The sequence below is a fragment of the Xenorhabdus eapokensis genome (assembly GCF_001908105.1).
This window is the reverse complement of the sequence record NZ_MKGQ01000015.1, coordinates 23,248-46,305: the sequence shown is the minus strand read 5'-3', so window position 1 is coordinate 46,305 and position 23,058 is coordinate 23,248. Positions and strand designations below refer to the sequence as shown.

Sequence of the window (23,058 nt, the reverse complement as noted above, 5' to 3'; positions counted from 1 at the left end):
GTTGAACGGATTAATTTAGCCACTTATTTTAATGACTAAATAAATGGCTTTATCAGAAATAACTTGCACCAAAAAATGACATTCGCTGTTTCATGTTAACCAATGGTCATCAGGCTGGCATTACCGCCTGCGGCCGCCGTATTAACACTTAATGAACGCTCATGCAGTAAGCGTTCTAGCAGTAAATTGGTTTCACCACGGGCAAAACCCTGTACGGAAATAATCGGCCCTTTACGTTGGGCAATCACTTCACACACATGGCGTAATTGGTCACAATCACCATGATAAATAACCGCTTCCATCGCTGTTTCTTCATTCTGCCAATCGTTGACCCAATAAATATGCTGGCGAACCTCATTAGGTAACTGACGATGTAACCCTTGATGCAGTTCGTCTTTTTCCCAAATTGCCTGACAACCGACAGAAAGCACCGCGGCTAATTGCACCAATGTGTCTTGTTCGTTGTCTGCAAGGCAAAGAACATGACCGCGCGGCAGTAAGGCATAAGTATTGCGCTCTCCGGTTGGCCCTGGTAACAGGCGTATTGTTCCGCCTTGTGCCAGTAAACTGTATTCCTGAATTACCTGATTCAATCCTTCATTATTCTGCTCGGTTGCCCAATTTGCCAGTTTGTAGAGCGGCGAGTGCAGGTCAACACGGGCTTTGGCATCAAGCTCATATTCTGTATCCTGCCGTTCCAGGGTTTGGCTGGCAGCATTGAGAGGGCGCTGTGACAGCAAACGATACAGATACAGAGGCCCTCCGGCTTTTGGTCCTGTACCTGACAAGCCTTCACCACCAAACGGCTGCACGCCGACGACTGCACCCACCATATTGCGGTTGACATATATGTTGCCGACTTTCGCTTTGCCTGTGACTTGGGCGATGGTCTCATCAATACGAGTATGGACTCCCAATGTTAAGCCATAGCCGGCAGCGTTGATCTGCTCCAGCAGATTATCTAACTCACTACGTTTAAAACGGACGACATGCAGAACTGGCCCGAAAATTTCTTTCTTCAATTCATCGAAACTTTCCAGTTCAATCAGCGTTGGTTTAACGAAAGTGCCTTGTGACCACTCTTGGCTATCTGTGGTATTTTCATATACCGCCTGATAAATTGTCCGGCCTTTGGTACGCATGGTTTGGATATGACGCTCGATACCCGCTTTCGCTTCTGCATCAATGACGGGGCCAATATCTGTAAATAAGTGCTCAGTATTCCCCATCCGGCATTCAGCCATCGCCCCTTTCAGCATAGTGATCGTTCTTTCAGCGACATCTTCCTGAACACACAGGATACGCAGGGCAGAACAGCGTTGGCCGGCACTGTCAAAAGCGGAAGCGATGACATCGGTAACAACTTGTTCGGTTAACGCGGAGGAATCTATGATCATGGCATTCAGGCCACCGGTTTCTGCGATCAACGGTGTCGGGCGACCTTGTGCATCAAGGCGACCAGCAATATTGCGCTGCAACAAGCTGGCGACTTCGGTAGAGCCGGTAAACATGACACCACGTACACGCTCATCACCGACCAGCAATGCACCTACTGTTTCCCCTTGTCCGGGTAATAATTGCAGTACATCGCGAGGAATACCAGCCTGATGCAATATTTTTACTGCAATGGCGGCAATAAGTGGTGTTTGCTCTGCGGGTTTGGCCAGAACACTATTACCTGCTGCCAATGCAGCCGCGATTTGACCGGTGAAAATTGCCAGCGGGAAGTTCCACGGGCTGATACACACCACAGGTCCTAGTGGGCGATGGGTATCATTGGCGAAATCCTGGCGAACCTGGCTTGCATAATAGTGGAGAAAATCCACCGCTTCGCGTACTTCGGCAATCGCATTGTTGAATGTTTTACCCGCTTCACGAACCAAAATGCCGAGCAAGGATTGCAGATTGTTTTCCATCAACTCCGCTGCACGGACTAAAATTGCGGCACGTTCTGAAGGGGGAGTGGCAAACCAAATTGTGCCGGCATCGGTAGCCACATCCAGCGCATAGCTAACTTCCTGTTCAGTAGCTTCGCGCACATAACCCACGATATCGGAGTTTCTGGCGGGATTGTTCACAGGCTTAAGCGCCGGCAGTTCTCCTGTCGGTTGGTAATCGCCACCTAATAACGGTTCGCTATTCCACGTTTCCATTGAAGAACTGAGCAGGGCGCTGGAAAGAGAAGCTAAACGATGTTCATTGGCGAGATCCAACCCTGATGAATTGACACGGTTTTTGCCATATAAATCACGGGGCAGAGGAATTTTAGGATGAGGCAAGCCGATTTGCCCTTCAGCTTGCGCCAATTCCTGTACGATTTTTACCGGATCAGCAACCAATTCGTCAATCGGCAGTGACGTATCGGCAATGCGATTGACAAATGAAGTATTGGCTCCATTTTCCAGCAAACGCCGCACCAGATAAGCCAGTAGTGTTTCGTGTGTGCCTACCGGTGCGTAAATGCGGCATGGACGATTGAGTTTACCTTCTGAGATCTTGCCGACGACTTGTTCATAAAGCGGTTCACCCATGCCATGCAGGCATTGGAATTCATATTGCCCCGGATAATAGTTTTGTCCCGCCAGATGATAAATGGCAGATAAAGTATGGGCGTTGTGGGTAGCAAATTGCGGGTAGATCAAATTAGGGACAGAGAGCAGTTTGCGGGCACAGGCAAGGTAAGAAACATCGGTATAGACCTTGCGGGTATACACCGGATAGTCTTCCAAACCATCGATTTGGGCACGTTTAATTTCACTATCCCAGTAAGCCCCTTTCACCAGACGGATCATCAACCTGTGACGGCTGCGTTGTGCCAAATCAATAATGCTGTCGATGACGAAAGGACAACGTTTCTGATAAGCTTGAATGACAAAACCAATACCGTTCCAGCCTTCCAGCTTTGGTTCGAAACACAATTTTTCCAGCAAATCGAGGGAAATTTCCAGACGATCGGCTTCTTCTGCATCAATATTGATACCGATATCATATTGACGAGCCTGTAAGGTCAGGGAAAGCAGGCGAGGATAGAGCTCCTCAATAACACGTTCATATTGGGCACGGCTATAACGTGGATGCAGGGCGGAAAGTTTGATAGAAATTCCTGGTCCCTCATAAATACCACGGCCATTTGATGCCTTGCCAATGGCGTGGATCGCTTGCTGATAAGAAACCATATAGGCTTGTGCATCTTCTTCGGTTAATGCAGCTTCGCCGAGCATATCATAAGAATAGCGAAAGCCTTTTTCTTCCAGTTTACGGGCGTTGGCAAGGGCTTGGGCGATGGTTTCTCCCGTCACAAATTGTTCACCCATCAAGCGCATTGCCATATCCACACCCTTGCGCACCAACGGCTCGCCGCTTTTGTTGATAATACGGTTCAGGGATTTGGATAACTTGGCTTCATTATGGGTAGATACCAGCTTGCCAGTGAACAACAAGCCCCATGTTGCAGCGTTGACAAACATGGAGGGGCTTTGGCCTAAATGGGAATGCCAGTTGCCATTACTGATCTTATCGCGGATCAGGGCATCACGGGTTGCTTTATCGGGGATACGCAGCAGGGCTTCGGCGAGGCACATCAATGCCACACCTTCCTGTGAAGAAAGTGAAAACTCTTGCAACAATCCCTGAACCAAACCTGAGCGGCCAATGCCCTGTTTTTGTTGACGCAGCTTTTCGGCAATAGAATAAGCGAGCTGATGCGTTGCCTTGGCTTGTTCTTCAGATAGCTGTGCACGTTGCAGCAGCATAGGAACCGCTTGGATTTCGGGGAGGCGATAGGCCGCAGTAATTGCCGAACGTTTCACCGATTGGGGTAAAATATGTTCGGCAAAATCCAGAAATGGTTGATAAGACGCCTCAATCGGTGATTCTACTTCGGAAATCAATTCTTCTTTGTTATCCTGATCCGCTGATATTTCTGGGAGTTTTTCCTCATTTTCCAGACGTTCAAGATAATTAAAAATGGCTTGCTTAATTAGCCAGTGTGGGGTGCGTTCAATTCGTTGTGCTGCGGCTTTTATGCGATTACGTGTTGCTTCATCGAGCTTTACACCCATAGTGGTACTACCCATTTTCACTCCTTAATAGGTAAAACTAGAACAAGTTACATAACAATATCTTTCATGTTGCAACTTTGTGCAACTTCGTTAAAAGTGATCATTCTAAATTTGTGAAATTAATCTTGTTTTTATTATTTTTTCAGAGAGTCTTGTTATAAATTTCTATTTATTATATTGATATTTATGGGTTTTATTTTAATTGTGCAAAGTTTAGGTATAACCAGTTATTTAATTTCAGGTGCAACTATTGGAGTGATAAATGTGATTTAGCAAGCGTTTTTTATAAAAATACAGTTAATTAGTTGTTAAAAATGTTTTGGCTAAACTAGGATAGAATGTAATTTTAAAATAATTACAAGTGTAAATAGTGCGTATGAAAACTAATATCATCTTCAGGTGCAACTGTTGTCGCAGCCTGATAAAAAGCGAAGTATCACTTGGGAGTACTGCGCGCACAGATGATATTATTTACACAAATAACACATTTGCAGATACATAATTTATAAAAACACTATGGAGAAGAACCTGCATGACAGTAAATTCACCAATGCTCATTACCTTCATTATCTATATCGCAGGAATGCTGCTGATAGGTTTTATGGCTTATCGTTCTACCAAAAATTTTGATGATTACATATTGGGTGGTCGGCGATTAGGTAGTGTGGTAACGGCATTATCTGCTGGCGCTTCTGATATGAGTGGCTGGTTATTGATGGGGTTGCCAGGGGCTATTTTTTTCTCTGGAATTTCAGAGAGTTGGATCGCATTAGGGCTGCTATTAGGCGCATACCTGAATTGGCGATGGATTGCAGGTAGATTACGCGTTCATACTGAAGTGAGTAATAACGCATTGACGTTACCAGATTATTTCACTCATCGCTTTGAAGATAAAAGTAAAATCCTGCGTATTATCTCGGCACTGGTTATCTTGATTTTCTTTACTATTTACTGTGCATCGGGTGTTGTGGCGGGTGGACTGTTGTTTGAAAACACGTTCGGCATCAGCTATGAAAAGGCTATCTGGTTAGGTGCATTGGCAACGATTGCCTATACCTTCCTTGGTGGTTTTTTGGCAGTGAGTTGGACGGATACAGTTCAGGCAACGTTGATGATTTTTGCTTTGATTTTAGTTCCTGTTTTGGTTCTGTTCAAAGTGGGGGGAGTTAGCTCCGCTATCAATATTATTGAAGCAAAAAATCTGGCCTATTTAGATATGTTTAAGAATCTGAATATTATTGCCATTGTTTCTTTGTTGGGATGGGGATTGGGTTATTTTGGTCAGCCACATATTCTGGCTCGCTTCATGGCGGCAGACTCTCACCAGACTATTCATAAAGCCCGTCGCATCAGTATGACGTGGATGTTCTTGTGTCTTGCAGGTACTGTGGCTGTTGGCTTCTTTGGTATCTCATATTTTGAAATATATCCTGAGCAGGCAGGGCCAGTATTGCAAAACCGTGAGCGTATCTTTATAGAATTAGGTGTGCTCTTATTTAACCCGTGGATCACTGGAATATTGTTGTCTGCGGTACTGGCTGCGGTTATGAGTACATTGAGTTGTCAGTTGTTGGTTTGTTCCAGCGCATTGACGGAAGATCTCTATAAAGCATTTATACGAACCAAAGCTAGCCAGAAAGAATTGGTATGGGTTGGTCGTATGATGGTTTTGCTGGTGGCAATTATTGCTATCGCGCTCGCAACTAACCCAAACAATAAGGTACTGGCTTTAGTCAGTAATGCCTGGGCTGGATTTGGTGCGGCGTTTGGTCCGGTGGTTTTGATTTCGGTATTGTGGAAGCGCATGACTCGCAATGGTGCATTGGCTGGTATGTTGGTGGGAGCTATCACCGTACTGGTTTGGATGGAGTTCCGTTGGTTTTCCTTGTATGAAATTATTCCAGGTTTCATTTTCGCGACGATTGCTATTATCGTGGTGAGTTTGCTAGGAAAAGCGCCAAGCCAAGCGACACAACAGCGTTTTCTTAAAGCCGAAGCGCATTATAAGACTAAGTAATCCAAATAAAATAATAAGCCTCTGAATATTTAGGGGCTTGTTAGGACACTGTAGCAAATAGCCGATGGTAGTATAAAACGGTTCATGATAACCCTTTCACTGAGTGGTAAACGAAAAAACCATCAGTAGCGTACTGATGGTTTTAGATTTATGGGTGCTTAAATTTTGTTATCGATTTATCGTAAATCATTCCCACTCAATCGTCGCTGGTGGCTTACCGCTGATGTCATAGACTACCCGCGAAATACCATCGACTTCATTAATGATCCTGTTCGATACACGACCCAAGAAATCATATGGCAGATGTGCCCAATGAGCGGTCATAAAGTCGATAGTTTCTACCGCACGCAGGGACACAACCCAGTCATATTTACGGCCATCACCCATAACACCAACAGAACGCACTGGCAGGAACACGGTAAATGCCTGGCTGACTTTATGGTATAAATCCGCTTTGTGCAGTTCTTCAATAAAGATGGCATCGGCACGACGCAGTAAATCACAATATTCTTTCTTCACTTCGCCCAATACGCGAACACCAAGGCCCGGACCTGGGAATGGGTGGCGGTATAGCATATCATGTGGCAGCCCCAACTCCAGACCGATACGGCGCACTTCGTCTTTGAACAACTCTTTCAGCGGTTCAACCAGACCCAGTTTCATATCGTCTGGCAAGCCACCGACATTATGGTGAGATTTAATAACATGGGCATTACCTGTTGCAGATGCTGCTGATTCGATAACATCTGGATAAATCGTGCCCTGTGCCAACCACTTAACCTGAGTTTGTTTTGATGCTTCTTCATCAAAAACATCAATAAATACATGACCAATGGCTTTGCGTTTAGCTTCCGGATCATTAATTCCTGCCAATGCAGACAGGAAACGTTCTTCCGCTTTAACATGAATGATGTTTAGGTCAAATTTACCGGCGAACATCTCCATCACTTGATCCGCTTCATTTAAACGCAGCAGGCCATTGTCTACGAAAACGCAAGTCAAACGCTTACCAATTGCGCGATTCAGCAACAGTGCCGTGACAGAAGAATCCACCCCGCCAGACAGTGCCAGAATAACGTGATCATCACCAATCTGTACGCGCAGACGTTCTACAATATCTTCAATGATAGAAGCAGGTGTCCACAGCGCTTCACATTGACAAATATCCAGAACGAAACGTTTCAGGATATTCGTGCCCTGGTGAGTATGAGTGACTTCCGGGTGGAACTGCACACCATAAAACCGTTTTTCGTCATTAGCCATGATGGCAAACGGACAAGTATCAGTGCTGGCAATCGTTGTGAAACCAGCAGGGATAGCCGTTACTTTATCGCCATGACTCATCCATACATCCAGCAGTGGTTTGCCGGTTTCACTCAGAACATCTTGAATATCGCGGAATAGTTCGCAATTATTCTTGATTTCAACCTGCGCATAACCAAATTCACGCTCATCAGAGTTGGAAACCTGGCCGCCCAATTGCATAGACATGGTTTGCATACCATAGCAGACACCCAGTACAGGTACGCCCGCATTGAAAACATACTCCGGCGCACGTGGGCTATTGTGCTCAGTCGTGCTCTCTGGTCCACCAGAAAGGATAATACCATTCGGGTTAAATTCACGGATTTGTTCTTCAGTGACATTCCATGTCCAAAGTTCACAATAAACACCGATTTCACGAATGCGGCGAGCAATAAGCTGAGTATATTGCGAACCAAAATCAAGGATCAAAATGCGATGCTGATGGATATTAGTTGTCATTTGAGGTGAGTTCCAAAAACAAGTGGCAATTAAAAAATAAAAAAATCAGTGGCCCTAGGGTGGGCCACTCTAAATAAATTACAGACCTAAACGGTAGTTAGGTGATTCTTTGGTGATTGTCACGTCATGAACGTGGCTTTCCTGAATACCCGCACCACTGATACGAACGAATTCTGCTTTAGTTCTCAGTTCATCAATGGTTGCACAACCGGTCAGCCCCATACAGGAACGCAAACCGCCCATTTGCTGGTGGACAATATTTTTCAGCAGACCCTTGTAAGCCACCCGACCTTCGATGCCTTCAGGAACCAGTTTGTCAGCCGCATTATCAGTCTGGAAGTAACGATCAGAGGAACCTTTGGACATCGCGCCCAAAGAACCCATGCCGCGGTAAGATTTGAACGAACGGCCTTGATAAAGCTCGATTTCTCCTGGTGACTCTTCTGTCCCTGCCAGCATGGAACCTACCATCACACATGATGCACCTGCCGCAATCGCTTTGGCGATGTCACCGGAGAAACGGATCCCACCATCTGCAATCACAGGGATACCGGTGCCTGCCAGTGCTTCAACCGCATCGGCAATAGCAGTAATCTGGGGAACACCAACACCAGTAACGATACGAGTCGTACAAATAGAACCAGGGCCGATACCCACTTTAACCGCATTCACACCCGCTTCTACCAGTGCCTTAGCGCCTTCACCCGTTGCTACATTACCGCCGATGATTTGCAGATCAGGATACTTAGCGCGAGTTTCACGAATACGCTGTAATACACCTTCAGAATGGCCGTGAGAAGAGTCAATAAGCAGTACATCGACACCCGCAGCAACCAATGCATCAACCCGCTCTTCGTTGCCAGCACCTGCGCCAACTGCCGCACCGACACGCAAACGGCCTTGTTCGTCTTTACATGCGTTTGGTTTACGCTCCGCTTTCTGGAAGTCTTTTACTGTAATCATGCCAAGCAGATGGAAGTTATCATCAACAACCAGCGCTTTCTCTACCCGTTTTTCGTGCATTTTATGCAAAACCACTTCACGAGCTTCGCCTTCTTTTACAGTTACCAAACGTTCTTTAGGGGTCATCACTGCCGTCACAGGCTGATTCAGATCAGTCACGAAACGCACATCGCGGCCAGTAATAATGCCCACTAATTCGTTCTGTTCTGTTACCACTGGATAACCTGCAAAACCATTGCGTTCAGCCAGTTCATGAACTTCGCGCAGAGTTGTTTGTGGCGTTACAGTAACAGGATCAGTGACTACACCACTTTCATGCTTCTTCACGCGGCTGACTTCTTCAGCCTGGCGTTCAATTGACATATTTTTATGAATGAAGCCAATGCCCCCTTCTTGTGCCAGTGCGATTGCCAATGAAGATTCCGTTACAGTATCCATAGCTGCGGAAAGCATAGGTACGTTCAGGCGAATGGTGGAAGTTAATTGGGTGGACAGATCTGCGGTGTTAGGCAAGACTGTTGAGTGGGCAGGAACCAACAATACATCGTCAAAAGTTAATGCTTCTTTTTTAATTCGTAACATGGGCAATATCTCACCAGGCTATGGAGCAATAAGAGGGATAAAATATTGCCGCGGCATTATACAGGCCGAAATCGGTTGCCTCCAGCATTTTTTGAAAAAAATTCTTGCTTAGTCGTGTAATGAGACTAATATCGGTTAATTAAGTCCTTGTTTTAAAATTTGATCTAGCTCACATGTCACTACCAACCCATACCGGAATTTTTTCTGTCAGCCGTTTGAATCAGACTGTTCGTCAGCTATTGGAGCTGGAAATGGGCAGAATTTGGTTGTCCGCTGAAATGTCCAATTTTTCTCAGCCATCATCAGGGCATTGGTACTTCACATTAAAAGATGAACGTGCACAAGTTCGTGCTGCCATGTTTCGAAGTCATAACCTGCGGGCAACGTTTCGTCCACAAAATGGTCAACAGGTATTGGTTCGGGCACAAATTACTCTGTATGAACCGCGGGGTGATTATCAACTGATAGTGGAAAGTATTCAGCCTGCGGGTGATGGTTTGTTGCAACAACAGTTTGAAATATTGAAGCAAAAACTCGCCACAGAAGGCTTATTTGATCAGCTTCATAAAAAGTCACTTCCCTCTCCGGCAAAACGACTCGGTGTCGTCACATCTTCCAGTGGTGCTGCATTGCACGATATTTTGCATATCTTGAAACGCCGTGATCCTTCCTTGCCCGTTGTTATTTATCCTACCGTTGTTCAGGGAGCCGAAGCACCATTACAGATTATTCGGGCAATCGAGCTGGCAAATGCGCGACAAGAGTGTGATGTTCTGATTGTCGGACGTGGCGGAGGATCGCTGGAAGACTTATGGTGTTTTAATGATGAACAAGTGGCACGGGCAATATTCCAAAGTCATATTCCCATTGTCAGCGCTGTCGGCCATGAAACCGATATCACCATTGCGGATTTTGTCGCTGATTTACGTGCACCAACGCCTTCTGCGGCAGCAGAGTTGGTTAGCCGCAATCAAACAGAATTATTACGGCAAATCCAATCCCTGCAACAACGCCTGGAAATGGCGATGGATTATTTCTTCGCGCAAAAACGACAGGAATTTAATGTATTGCAGCACCGTCTTCAGCAGCAACGTCCTGATTTGCAATTGGCGCGTCAGCAGAATCATTTAGCTGAGTTACGGCAAAAGTTGATTGATAGTTTTTTACGTTGCCTAAAACAGCACTCAATTTCATATGAAAAATTGAATCAGCGATTACTGCAAATTCACCCTGAGAGGGAAATCCAGCGTCATAGCCAATCTATCCAGCAGTTTGATTTCCGCTTGAAACAGGCCATTGAACGGCAGCTGGGGCGTTATCGGGAAAAATTTGCTGTTTCCTGCTCGCGTATGGAGGCTGTCAGCCCATTGGCAACGTTGGGTCGTGGTTACAGTATTAGCGAAGCTCCTGATGGAAAATTATTAAGGCAGGTTAAACAAGTAAAAGCAGGTGATATGCTGAAAACACGGTTGCAGGATGGCTGGGTTGAGAGTCAGGTGACACAAATTGGATTTGGATCCTAAATAAAAAGCAGCCCCAGCCTGGGGCTTATTCTGTGTTTATACACCGTGTTAATAGAAATCAATCCCTATCCAATTTCGTTTGGTTATCCATTTTAATCACATTGATTGGATAAATATGACAAATGAAAATGTTTGGTCAAGGATAATGCAGTATAGAGGTGAAACTTATTTGAATATTTTTTATATAAAACGATTTAATCTAAACGAGGCTTTCAGGGCTTTAAAATTAAAAACCCCGCTGTAGTATTTTATATTCATATTCTTGAGCATTAAGCTGCGTTTGTAGCTGCATCATAAATGTATCTTGATGTTTAAATTCATTGCAAACGAATAAATCAAGAGCGGCATATTGATGTTCAGGCCATGTGTGAATAGTAAAATGTGACTCTGCTAATATTAGCGCACCACTGACACCCCATGGTTGGAATTGATGGAAGTGATGAGTAACCACATTCAGCTCACATTGTTGGGCAGTATCAAGCATGATTTTTTCAATGGCTGATACAGATTTCAGTACCTCTGCATCACAATCTTTCATATCTATGATCATGTGAGTGCCAAGTTGTCGTGTATTATCCGGTGTACTGACTTTTTCCTGACCACGATATTGAAATTTAGTGCCGTGACACTTATTACAAGTTGCCTCTATGAGCTGTTCTATCGTTAATATGTTCTTTCCGTGTCCAATGGTTATCATATTATTACATGATTTACATTGGTAAAATTTTATACGAGGGTTAATTTCTCCGGTATAGAGTTTATCTGAATAATTATTTTCCCTTGGGATTGTCGGGTACGTTAGAGGTGTAACAGAAAGAACATAGAGATCGCTGACATTACTGATAATACTTCCGCCATGATATTTATTGAATTGCGGATAAATATGTCTGATAAGAAGATTCTGGTTGTTAAATAATTTTTGAACTTCTTGGTTTTCCATTGGTTTTTTTTGACCAAAGGAGAGTAAAATCTCACTATTATCATTTTTAGTGAAACTAATAGCACGTGATAAAAATAGTTTTAATCCGCTCAATGTATAAGGAGGATCTGTCAAGACGATGTCAAAATTTTTAGTGTATACATTAGAGAGTTTTAGATCTAAATATTCAGTATTAATGACAAAATTATTTTGCTCTGCGACATCCCGAATAAATATTAGTAGGTCCTGATCGATATCCTTGACAAAAATATTTTTTGAGCAGTCGTGGCCGAGCTTTTTAAATGCCATCATCAGGGCTAAGGAAGTCAAATCATCATCACCCAAAAATAAAATATTTTGTTTAAATACTCTTGGGTTATTAAGTAATAGCATTACCCGGCGTATTGATGTCTCTAATGTCGCATGTGCTTGATCTAACAAAACATTGACTTTAGGTCTGCTGTTATATATAGGCGCCAATAAAACGGAAAGCTCTTGCTCAAACTCTTCTCGTTTCTCCTCTGATGACAGCAAGTTATATTTATTTATATCAATTGATCGGTATCCCAGTTCATCTTGTACGTATTTTACGCCGATAGAGTTTAACCTAAAAATACCTTTGTTTTCAGCGTAATCATATTTGATTAATTCTTTTTTAAATGCGAAAATGATAGGAATAGGTAAACCGCTTTTTAATGAAATATCTTTATTTGATGTGCGGTCATATAAATATAAGCGTATTAATAATGTCTCTAGCACTTCAACTGGGTGTGACAACTTCATATTATTTCTTATAACATTCAGCGTGTTCATGGTAATCTCTTTTTACGTGATTTACTAATTTTACAACGTAATTAAAACTCAGAATTATTAACCCAGATGTTTAAATTCCACTTGAATCTACTACTACTGTTGTTCTTTCTGAAGTCTGCAATTTATCCTCCTGCCATAAATTCTGGAAATTCACTTATACTGTTTATAAATTTAGCCATTATATAAGTGATTATAATTTTCAACTAGTTTCTATTACTTTTGAAACAATAAATAAGGGTAATGTGTTTGTATTTTTTTCTTAACTGAATCCACCAGTATTGTGATATTATTCGCAAAATTAATGTAAATATACTCAAGTTGGAGTATATTTCTCAGTTTTATTGGGTAAAAAACAATTGGATTTTTTAAATAACAATAACCCGTATTTTATTCTTTACTAAATTAGTCAAATAATAACAATAAATAATTATCACGTAGAAAATAATCATAACGCGACTGTTTTTTAATTGCCGAAAAGGATGAGCTGTTTTCTTCCACGGCGATGAAAGAATTTGCCACTAGATATGGTTCATCACACCTCAAAGTAAGTGTTTTACCAGAATATTCCCATCTGGATTGTAGGCGGAAATTATAGCTATCTCGACTTGAACTAATTATTTCCGCTCAATATGCCTTTGCATTGCTTTGGCATGATAAGAGATATGATCTTCAATAAAGCTGGCGATAAAGTAGTAGCTATGATCATATTCTGGCCGAAGATTGATAGTTACTGGATAACCGGTTTCATCGCAAATATCTTGCAATAAATGAGGGCGTAACTGTTCATCTAAAAAGTCATCATTGAGACCCTGATCAATCAAAATAGGAAGCTGTTCTTGCGCATTCCTGATCAGTTCTACAGTGTCATATTGTTTCCAATCTGATGTATTTTCGCCAAGATAGGCTGAAAATGCTTTTATTCCCCACGGAACCTGGCCAGGAGCCACAATAGGTGAGAATGCCGATACACTGCAATAACGACCTGGATTTTTCAATGCAATGATCATTGCACCATGACCTCCCATTGAGTGCCCACTGATTGCCCGTATATTCGTTACCGCAAAGTGTGTTTCAATCAGCTTGGGAAGTTCTGAAACAACATAATCATACATACGATAGTGTGAAGCCCACGGCTGTTCTGATGCATTGAGATAAAAGCCAGCACCTTTTCCAAGATCATAGGCGGGATCGTCAGCGACATCATCACCTCGTGGGCTGGTATCTGGAGCAACAATGACGATACCCTGTTCAGCAGCATAACGTTGGGCACCTGATTTTGTCATGAAATTTTGCTCGGTACAGGTCAAGCCGGAGAGCCAGTAAAGGACGGGTAATCTTCTGTCTTTAACCTGAGGGGGCAAGAAAATGGCAAAACGCATCTGGCAAGCCAGAACTTTTGATTTATGTTGATAGACATCCTGCCATCCACCAAAACAGGTGTGGTGTTCGATTCTTTCCATTATTTCCTCTCTAAGGTCATTTGTTGCAGTGATTATTTTATTACTTGTCAGATACCGTGTTGGCTTGCAACACGGTTTTCTGTCTACGATCCAGATTTAATCAGTAGTAAATGACTGTTCGGATCGATTTACCTGCATGCATCAGTTTGAAAGCCTCATTAATATTTTCCAGAGCCATTGTATGGCTAACGAAAGGTGCAAGTTCGATTTCACCTTTCATCGCCTTTTCCACCATTTCCGGTAATTGGCTGCGTCCTTTTACGCCACCGAAAGCTGTGCCTTTCCATGTACGTCCGGTAATAAGTTGGAATGGCCGAGTGGAAATTTCTTGCCCAGCGCCCGCTACACCGATGATGACTGATTGCCCCCATCCTCGATGTGCGCTTTCCAGAGCGGCACGCATGACATTGACATTACCGATACATTCGAAAGTATGATCAACACCCCATTTGGTCATCTCCACAATCACCTGTTGAATAGGTTTGTCGTAGTCATTGGGATTGAGGCAATCAGTGGCACCAAATTGTCTGGCAAGATCAAATTTAGTGGGATTGGTATCAATGGCAATAATGCGTCCCGCTTTTGCCTGGCGAGCGCCCTGAACAACGGCCAGACCAATCCCACCCAGCCCGAAAACAGCAACAGAATCTCCCGGTTGCACTTTGGCGGTATTGTGTACGGCACCGATACCAGTAGTCACACCACAGCCCAATAGGCAAACTTGTTCATGGTTTGCTGTTGGATTTATTTTTGCCACGGATACTTCAGCTACGACAGTGTATTCACTGAATGTGGAACACCCCATGTAATGATAGATAGGTTTTCCGTTGTAAGAAAAGCGTGTTGTGCCATCTGGCATGAGACCTTTACCTTGCGTTTCACGGACTGCGATGCAAAGGTTAGTTTTCCCAGACCGACAGAACTCACATTTGCCACATTCTGCCGCGTATAGTGGAATGACATGGTCACCGGGTTTGACACTTGTGACACCGTCACCCACTTCGACAACAACACCGGCCCCTTCATGGCCCAGAATAACAGGAAATATTCCTTCAGGATCGCTGCCTGAAAGGGTAAAGGCATCCGTATGGCAGACACCCGTATGGCTGATTTTTATCATGACTTCACCCGCTTTTGGTGGAGCAACGTCAATTTCGATAATTTCGAGTGGTTTGTTTGGTTCAAAGGCAACGGCAGCACGTGATTTCATATAACCCCTCTTTATTGTTAAACAGAATAATTGTTAAACAGAATATTTTAATACTTCTATTTATCTGGATATTATCCGGATGGTGTGATTTTATTTTTGAGCTATGACCAATCTTATTGTATTTAAAAAATATTAATTGGAAATATTTAGTGTTTTATATTGAGTGCCTGACTCAATAAATCCTTAAATTCTTTTGTTTTTTAAAGGGATTTTGATAAAAGATCCCATAACCATGAGTTGACTTTAAATTGAGAAATAATGTTTTTTGTAAATTATTTAAAATAAAATAATAAATTTTATCAAGGCCTGCTAATAATATGTCTCATCAGTTGCTTGGTGTGATATCGATCTATAAAAATCATTGAAGATGATAAACGCTCTTCCCGAATAGTTATATTCTAATTTCAAATAATGGAGGTTTAATGGCTGAATTCAATTCTCAACCCATTAAATTTGCTTATTGGGTACCCAATGTTTCAGGTGGATTGGTTATAAGTAAAATCCAGCAACGTACTCACTGGGATCATACTTATAATCGCAGGCTGGCTCAAATCGCCGAAAATGTAGGTTTTGACTATGCATTGACCCAAATTAGATTTACGGCTGGGTATGGTGCTGAAAACCAACATGAATCGATGGCTTTTTCGCAAGATCTGCTTTCAGTAACAAATAACTTGAAAATCATCGCAGCTCTTTTACCTGGGCCTTGGAAACCGGTATTGGCCGCTAAACAGATAGCAACAATCAGTCAGCTCTATGGTGCCCGTATTGCGGTTAATATTGTGAGTGGTTGGTTTCGCGGTGAGTTCAAAGCGATTGGTGAACCCTGGTTGGATCATGAAGAACGCTATTTACGTTCTGAAGAATTTATCCGTTGTTTGCAAGGGATCTGGTCGCAACCGGCTTTCAGTTTTTCTGGTGATTTTTATCGTTTTCATGATTATGTTTTAAACCCCAAGCCACAGGCACCACGACCGGAAATTTTTCAAGGAGGGAGTTCCAGAGCGGCCAGAGACATGGCGGCACGTGTTTCCGATTGGTATTTTACTAATGGTGGCAGTGTGGAATATATTCACAAACAAATCGAAGATATCAAAGCTAAAGCCTTATTGCATAATCATCAGGTAAAAATAGGTGTTAATGGTTTTGCTATTGCCCGTGATGACGAGAAAGAGGCTCGTGCAGTATTACAGGATATTTTAGATAACAGTGATTTTGAAGCGGTGAACAGTTTCCATCATGAAGTACAAAATGCGGGGAATGCATCACCGGAAAAAGAAGGGAATTGGGCAAAATCAACGTTCGAAGATCTTGTACAGTATAATGACGGCTTTAAAACTAACCTTATTGGTACACCATTACAAATAGCCCAACGAATTATTGAATATAAGAAGGTTGGCGTAAACCTGATGTTGCTTGGATTTTTGCATATGCAGGAAGAGCTAGAGTATTTTGGTAAAAACGTGATCCCACTGGTTAGGGAATTGGAACAACAAGCTGATTGAGTCATCATTTATTGTTTTTAAACGACGCATTATTCGCGTTTTCTATGCATAAAAAAGAACCCAATAGATTTCAGGTTGCAGTATAGCGGCAGTTTGAAATCTATTGGGTATATCAGTTAATCAAATTTATACTGGGATATCAGGTTACTCACTCAATATTCTGCCATAGGCTGGTTATCCATTGCCCGACATAGGGTGCGGATAACATAGTCATATGATTGCCGGACACAACCATTGTATTGAGTTCTGCTACGTGAAGACGCCACTGGGTTTCACGAACTCTCCTTTCATCCTTATCGCCTTCCTCTGCGTTAATCAGATGCATAAGCCCTTCATAACGGGTACGGGGTATATAACCTGTATTCAGATTAGCCTGCATAACGCGAACAATTCCTTGCAACAGTGATATTGGTGTTTTTGCCGGAAAGAGACCGACCTTAACCAGAGCACGGTGCAGATGCTGAATTTGTTCATCCGGCGCCAGATCATCAAAATCTTGTCTGGTGAGCGGAAGAGACTGGTTTAATATCATATTATAGATATCGATCAACTCCATTATTGTCTCAATATGGTTGACTGACTTGAGGGCACTTCCTTGCTGGTCAGGTTCATCGGTATCGATAAGAATAAGATCGGATACCTGCTCTCCTTCAGCTTGCAATTGCAAGGCTATTTCAAAGGCAATCCAACCACCAAAAGAGTGGCCTAGCAGGTGATAAGGGCCATGAGGCTGGATTTGCCGGATATGCTGGACATAGGCACGAGCCGCCCCTTCAACACTGCTGTAAGGAAAATGATGCTCAATCATGAACCCACGTGCCTGTAAAGCGTATACCGGAAGTTGCTGTGGGAACGATAGGGCCAGTTCGAGCAAACTGGAGGGGCTGGCACCGGCACCAGGCAGACAAAATAGCGGCGATACAGATGGAGAGCCCTGCTGAATAATAACCAGTGGGTCGAAAGTAGGAACATCCCGCAAGTTTTCAGTGACTGAATCCACGACTTGGTTTAGCAGGGGAGGATGCATGATGGAGAAATGTGTCCCGCCGATAGGGTGGAGCACCGAATCGTGGCCGACAATGTCATGCCAGCCGCGCCAACGGTCGCCGTTGATTGACTTTTCCGCAATATAGAGGTGGACAGGTAAGGCGGATTCTTGCGCGATGTACTCTTGGCCAAGCTGTGAAACCCTATCGGCGGTATAGACACGCAGGAGAATATCTTCGCGTGTGATACCTGCCGGCAACCACTGGTGTTCAATAAAGTGATCAAGTACCTGATCTATGTCATTGAAATCTTGCAGCTCTGCCAAATTCCTTTTATCGTTAATAATCTTTTGGGCATAGAGTGAGTTAATGACTAATTCTATTTGCCTTGCTTTCTTGTTTACAGATTGGTCGGCAGTTGTTGAGATCTCTCCACTCTCTTTAAGGGCATTATAATAGGAATCGATCATACCGAGAAACTCAACTGTCTCACCGTCACTTGTTAATTGCTGGGCTATCTCATAGGCAATCAAGCCACCAATCGACCAGCCAATTAGACGATAAGGCCCTTGTGGTTGGATACGGCGAATGGCCTGAATATGGCAAGTGGCCAGCGCTTCAATCGACATCGGAGGATGTTCCAGTGTATGGATGCCGAGCGCCTGCAAGGCATAGACTGGAAGTTCAGATGGCAACAGGATAGCCAAAGGAGAATACACCAGTGGATCACCGGAAGTTTCGTGAACCAAGAATAAAGGTAGCAAAGTACCAGCCGGATTGAGCGGTACAGGATTTTCATCAAATGGAGATACTGGCATGACGAAGTGCTCCTTAACAGCCTGTGCCAGATCACATAAGGTTGGATGGGCGAATAAGGTAGTCAGTGAAACCTCCATGTTTTGTTCGCGCATGTGATTCAACAACTGCATAGCGAGCAGTGAGTGCCCGCCAAGCTCAAAGAAATGGTCATGGCGGCTAATCCTTTCTAGCCCTAGTAAATCTTGCCAAATCTGCGCCAGGGCGATTTCGGTCTCCCCGACGGGGGCTTCATAGCCACGCGCCACGACCGCCGATAAATCGGGAGCCGGCAGCGCCTGACGGTCGAGTTTGCCGTTCGGGGTGAGCGGGAAATTTTCGACGGTGACAAAGGCACTGGGCAGCATATAATCAGCCAGATGCTGCGTCAGTTGTTGGCGCAGTGCCGCAGGCACCAATTCAACCCCTTCTTCGGGGCGCAGATAGGCGACCAGCCGTTTCTGCCCCGGTTTGTCTTCGCGGGCAATCACCACTGCCTCACGCACACCGTCATATTCGGTGAGTCTGGCTTCGATTTCCCCTAACTCAATGCGGAAGCCGCGGATCTTGACCTGAAAATCATTGCGCCCCAGATATTCAATATTGCCATCGGGCAGCCAGCGGCCGAGGTCGCCGGTTTTGTACATGCGGGCATGAGGGGTGGTTGAGAACGGGTCGGGAACAAAGCGTTCCGCGGTTAACTCAGGCCGGTTGAGATAGCCGCGGGCGACGCCGGTGCCGCCAATATAAATCTCACCGGCAACGCCAAGAGGCAGCAACTGGCCTTGTGTATTCAGAATATAGATCTGAGTGTTAGCTATTGGCTGACCAATGCTGGGTTGTGACAATGATAAACTAATCGGACAGAGTGTGGCGTCTACCGTACACTCTGTGGGTCCGTAAACGTTGATAAAGCGGGTGGTTGCTATGTCTTGCAGCCGAGACCACATGGAAGGGGGAATGGTGTCACCCCCAATCAGCACCAATTTAGGTTGATAACCTGCCCGTGTTCCCAATCCGGTCTCTAACAGCCATTGTAATTGAACTGGCGTGCAGTCGAACATGTCCACAAGATGGCGGGCAAAATAGCGCCAGAGTTGCTGGCTATCGGCACGGATCTCTTCAGGCACGATAATCAATGTGTGGCCTGAGAGTAACTGCAGCCAGATTTTCACCGAGGCATCGAACACAATACTGGCATTCATGGCTATGCGACACGGCGGGGTGAGGGCGAGCGCGGTATTCAATCCCGTCAGCAGATTGATAACATTCCTATGTGTCACCATCACCCCTTTGGGTTGTCCGGTAGAACCGGAAGTGTAAATCACATAGGCCAGATGGTGTGGTGTCAGCCCCCGCGTTTGCGCATCGGGATTATTTTCAGTGCCCTTATCAAAAACAGGGGGTGACTGAGTATCGAGTAATAGGCAGGGTAAGTTGCTATCCAGCACTTCAACAAGTGCAGACTGGGTAAGCAGAGCTACTGGTGCTGCATCGTCTATCATGTAAGCCAGTCGTTCAGCCGGATAAGCTGGATCCAGTGGCACATAGGCTCCGCCGGCTTTGAGGATAGCCAGCAGTCCCACCATCATTTCCAGGCTACGTTCAACACAGAGAGCCACACGATCATCAGGACGTACCCCCATAGCGATTAGCTGATGCGCCAGACGATTGGCACGGCAATTCAGTTCACGGAAGCTGAAAGACAGATCTTCGAAGACTACGGCGGTGGCTTCAGGCGTGCGGGCGGCTTGTTGCTCAAACAGTTCATGGATCAGGCTGTTTTGTGGGAAGTCAGTTTCGGTAGTGTTGAATTCGACCAGTAGCTGTTGGCGCTCAGTGGCAGGCAGAATTGACAGATCCAACACCGGCCGCTGGGGTTTGTTCATCAGGGCTTCGGTCAAGCCGCTGATGGTTGCGACCAAATAATCCGCTATTCGGGCAGGATCAATTGTCTCGGCGGCCTTGACTGATATGCTGAAATCTTCCCCAAGGTCATCCACTGCGAGGGTCAACGGGTAATTAGTTCGCTCCTCAGAAAACAACGGGCGCATGCCATCCCAGGCCGTATTATTCGTGTTTGGCCGGCTATGGCGGTAATTGAGCAAGGTACTAAACAGCGGCATCGGTTGTGCCACGCCACTGCACCGTTGTGCCAGCGCTAATGGCGCTTGCTCATGTTCCAGTAAGGCGGTCAGGTTTTGGTAGGTCTCCTGCACAATTTCTTGCACCGTGCGCCCGCCCAGAGAGATACGCAGAGGTAACGTGTTGATAAACATCCCCAATATGCGATCAGCCCCGGCGCCGCCTTGCAAGCGACCCAGTAGCACAGAGCCAAATACCACATCATTGCGGCCGCTGGTCTGGGCCAACACTTGCGCCCAGGCCACATGGAACAGCACACTAGAACTCACGCCAATACGACGCACCTGAGAGCGAAGGGTCTGCGACAATGTGGGATCAAGCAGAAGCTGGTGTTTGGTGATAACACTATTATCGCCCTTATCGCTGGGTACATTGAGTACCCCAAAGGGGGCGGTGGGTTCATCAATATCCGCCAGTCGGGCGCGGAAATAGGCTTCATGCTCTGCCACTGGCACACTTAATGTTTGGGCAATAAAGTTGCGGTAGGGCAGCATAGCGGGCAGCGTTTTGGCATTGCCCAGAAGTATCTGGGTCATTTCCGCCAAAATCAGCTCCAGGGTCATATGGTCACTGACCAGATGGTGGAAACGCAACGCCAGCAGCCATTCATTTTGTGCCGGATCATGGGCGATATCGGCGGCAAACAGCGGGGCGTGATTCAGATTGATACGGTGCTGGCGCGGATCAGTATAAGCCTGTAACTGTGCCGGAATATCATCCGTTGTGGCCGCAGTGAATTCACGGACAGTCAGTGACGCCTGACGCCAGACCACCTGCACCGGTTGCTCCAATCCTTGCCAGAAGACGGAAGTGCGCAGGATATCATGGCGGTTGATGACCTGTTGCAGGGCGTTCAGGAAGCTATCGAGACGATCACGGGTATCGAAAGCGAGTAAACTTCGCAACAGATAGGTATCCCCCTGGGTCTGTAACAGATGGTGGAACAGGATACCTTCCTGCAAGGGAGACAGGGGATAGATATCCTGCACATTTTTGGCGCCGCCTGGGATCTGCTCAATGATGGCATCAATATCAGGTTGGGAAAGCGAAACCAACGGCAGCATATCGGGGGTGATGGCCGAGCAATCGTCGGGGATACGATTGGGGGGCACGACAAAGGTGCTGGCCTCATGCCGGATAGCCTCAGCCATATCGGTTAGAACCGGTGAGGCGAATACACGGCGAACCTCGAGTTGCCAGCCCAGATGGCGTAATTCTTCGACCAGACTGACAATTATCAGCGAATGGCCGCCGAGTTCAAAGAAATGGTCATGGCGACTGACCTGTTCCAGACCCAATAATTTTTGCCAAATCTGCGCCAGGGCGATTTCGGTCTCACCGACGGGGGCTTCATAGCCGCGCGCCACGACAGCCGATAAATCGGGGGCTGGCAGGGCCTGACGGTCGAGTTTGTCGTTCGGGGTGAGCGGAAACGCTTCTAACGTGACAAAGGCACTGGGCAGCATATAGTCAATAAGATGCGGCGTCAGTTGCTGACGCAAATCAGCGGGCACCAATTCACTTCCTTCTTCGGGTCGCAGATAGGCGACCAGCCGTTTCTGCCCCGGCTCATCTTCACGCGCCAGTACCACTGCCTCACGCACGCCGTCACATTGGGTGAGTCGGGCTTCGATTTCCCCTAACTCAATACGGAAGCCGCGCAGCTTGACCTGAAAATCATTGCGCCCCAGATATTCAATATTGCCATCGGGTAACCAGCGGCCGAGGTCGCCGGTTTTGTACATACGGGCATGAGGTGTGGTTGAGAACGGGTCGGGAACAAAGCGTTCCGCGGTTAACTCTGGGCGATTGAGATAACCGCGGGCGACGCCGGCACCGGCAATATAAATTTCCCCCGCCGCCCCGCAAGGAACGGGCTGGCCGTGTGCATTCAGAATATAAATACGGGTATTGGCAATTGGCCGACCAATCGGTGGTGGGTTATCACCTGAAGAGAAACAGGGATAGAGTGTGGCACAGACCGTGGTTTCCGTTGGCCCGTAGGCATTGAGTATCTGCCGTCCCGGTGACCAGCGTTTGATGAGGTGTGGCGGACAGGCCTCGCCCCCTACCAGCAAGGTTTGCAGGGTATCGGGCAGGGAATCCATCGCGGCTAATGCAGTCGGTGACAAGAGAACATGGCTGATAGCCTGATCTGCTAAATAACCGGACAGGATAGCGCCCGGCAACAGACTAGCCCGTTGGGCGAGATAGAGGCGGGCGCAAATAAGCTTTCATAATAACGATACACTCATTTTTCTCACTCCCGGTTGTTGCCCTGATGAAAAGGCGGTCATAAATTCTTCAACGCACAC

At 45.5% G+C, this 23,058-nt stretch carries 9 protein-coding genes and 1 pseudogene; 3 read left to right on the top strand and 7 right to left on the bottom strand.

Annotated features, from left to right (window positions below):
* Window positions 1–95: 95 nt before the first annotated feature.
* Entirely contained in the window at window positions 96–4,076 is a 3,981-nt protein-coding gene (putA, locus tag Xedl_RS11575) for a trifunctional transcriptional regulator/proline dehydrogenase/L-glutamate gamma-semialdehyde dehydrogenase (RefSeq protein ID WP_074023850.1), read from the bottom strand.
* Window positions 4,077–4,593: 517 nt separating this feature from the next.
* On the opposite strand from putA, the gene putP reads away from it, so the two are divergent.
* Complete coding sequence (gene putP, locus Xedl_RS11570; RefSeq protein ID WP_074023849.1) at window positions 4,594–6,078, top strand: sodium/proline symporter PutP; 1,485 nt, start codon at window positions 4,594–4,596, stop codon at window positions 6,076–6,078.
* 186 nt (window positions 6,079–6,264) lie between these two features.
* On the opposite strand, the gene guaA is transcribed toward putP, so the two are convergent.
* Together guaA and guaB are read right to left on the bottom strand one after the other, a co-directional pair.
* The gene (gene guaA, locus Xedl_RS11565) at window positions 6,265–7,842 is read right to left on the bottom strand and encodes a glutamine-hydrolyzing GMP synthase (RefSeq protein ID WP_074023848.1); all 1,578 of its coding nucleotides are present in this window, start codon (window positions 7,840–7,842) and stop codon (window positions 6,265–6,267) included.
* A gap of 78 nt (window positions 7,843–7,920) precedes the next feature.
* Entirely contained in the window at window positions 7,921–9,387 is a 1,467-nt protein-coding gene (gene guaB, locus Xedl_RS11560; RefSeq protein WP_074023847.1) for an IMP dehydrogenase, read from the bottom strand.
* Window positions 9,388–9,560: 173 nt separating this feature from the next.
* Here guaB and xseA point away from each other — a divergent pair, with 173 nt between their 5' ends.
* Window positions 9,561–10,910, top strand: a complete 1,350-nt coding sequence (xseA, locus tag Xedl_RS11555) for an exodeoxyribonuclease VII large subunit (RefSeq protein WP_074023846.1) — start codon at window positions 9,561–9,563, stop codon at window positions 10,908–10,910.
* Between the two features lie 226 nt (window positions 10,911–11,136).
* On the opposite strand, the gene speD is transcribed toward xseA, so the two are convergent.
* From speD to Xedl_RS11540, 3 genes are all read right to left on the bottom strand, one after another.
* Window positions 11,137–12,642, bottom strand: a complete 1,506-nt coding sequence (gene speD / locus Xedl_RS11550) for an adenosylmethionine decarboxylase (RefSeq protein ID WP_074023845.1) — start codon at window positions 12,640–12,642, stop codon at window positions 11,137–11,139.
* Between the two features lie 614 nt (window positions 12,643–13,256).
* Window positions 13,257–14,102, bottom strand: coding sequence for an S-formylglutathione hydrolase (fghA, locus tag Xedl_RS11545; protein WP_074023844.1), 846 nt, complete (start codon window positions 14,100–14,102; stop codon window positions 13,257–13,259).
* A 100-nt stretch (window positions 14,103–14,202) separates the two neighbouring features.
* The gene (locus Xedl_RS11540) at window positions 14,203–15,312 is read right to left on the bottom strand and encodes an S-(hydroxymethyl)glutathione dehydrogenase/class III alcohol dehydrogenase (protein ID WP_074023843.1); all 1,110 of its coding nucleotides are present in this window, start codon (window positions 15,310–15,312) and stop codon (window positions 14,203–14,205) included.
* A gap of 422 nt (window positions 15,313–15,734) precedes the next feature.
* On the opposite strand from Xedl_RS11540, the gene sfnG reads away from it, so the two are divergent.
* A complete protein-coding gene (gene sfnG, locus Xedl_RS11535; protein WP_074023842.1) occupies window positions 15,735–16,817 on the top strand; it encodes a dimethylsulfone monooxygenase SfnG in 1,083 nt (360 codons plus the stop codon).
* A 148-nt stretch (window positions 16,818–16,965) separates the two neighbouring features.
* Here sfnG and Xedl_RS11530 read toward each other — a convergent pair.
* Window positions 16,966–22,959: pseudogene (locus tag Xedl_RS11530) on the bottom strand (amino acid adenylation domain-containing protein); the annotation flags it as partial.
* Window positions 22,960–23,058 lie beyond the last annotated feature (99 nt).

What these genes read in the sequence shown, in the direction of transcription:
- speD (WP_074023845.1), bottom strand. Translation starts at nt 12,642, where the DNA reads ATGAACACGCTGAATGTTATAAGAAATAATATGAAGTTGTCACACCCA.
- Xedl_RS11540 (WP_074023843.1), bottom strand. Translation starts at nt 15,312, where the DNA reads ATGAAATCACGTGCTGCCGTTGCCTTTGAACCAAACAAACCACTCGAA.
- xseA (WP_074023846.1), top strand. Translation starts at nt 9,561, where the DNA reads ATGTCACTACCAACCCATACCGGAATTTTTTCTGTCAGCCGTTTGAAT.
- putA (WP_074023850.1), bottom strand. Translation starts at nt 4,076, where the DNA reads ATGGGTAGTACCACTATGGGTGTAAAGCTCGATGAAGCAACACGTAAT.
- guaA (WP_074023848.1), bottom strand. Translation starts at nt 7,842, where the DNA reads ATGACAACTAATATCCATCAGCATCGCATTTTGATCCTTGATTTTGGT.
- sfnG (WP_074023842.1), top strand. Translation starts at nt 15,735, where the DNA reads ATGGCTGAATTCAATTCTCAACCCATTAAATTTGCTTATTGGGTACCC.
- fghA (WP_074023844.1), bottom strand. Translation starts at nt 14,102, where the DNA reads ATGGAAAGAATCGAACACCACACCTGTTTTGGTGGATGGCAGGATGTC.
- guaB (WP_074023847.1), bottom strand. Translation starts at nt 9,387, where the DNA reads ATGTTACGAATTAAAAAAGAAGCATTAACTTTTGACGATGTATTGTTG.
- putP (WP_074023849.1), top strand. Translation starts at nt 4,594, where the DNA reads ATGACAGTAAATTCACCAATGCTCATTACCTTCATTATCTATATCGCA.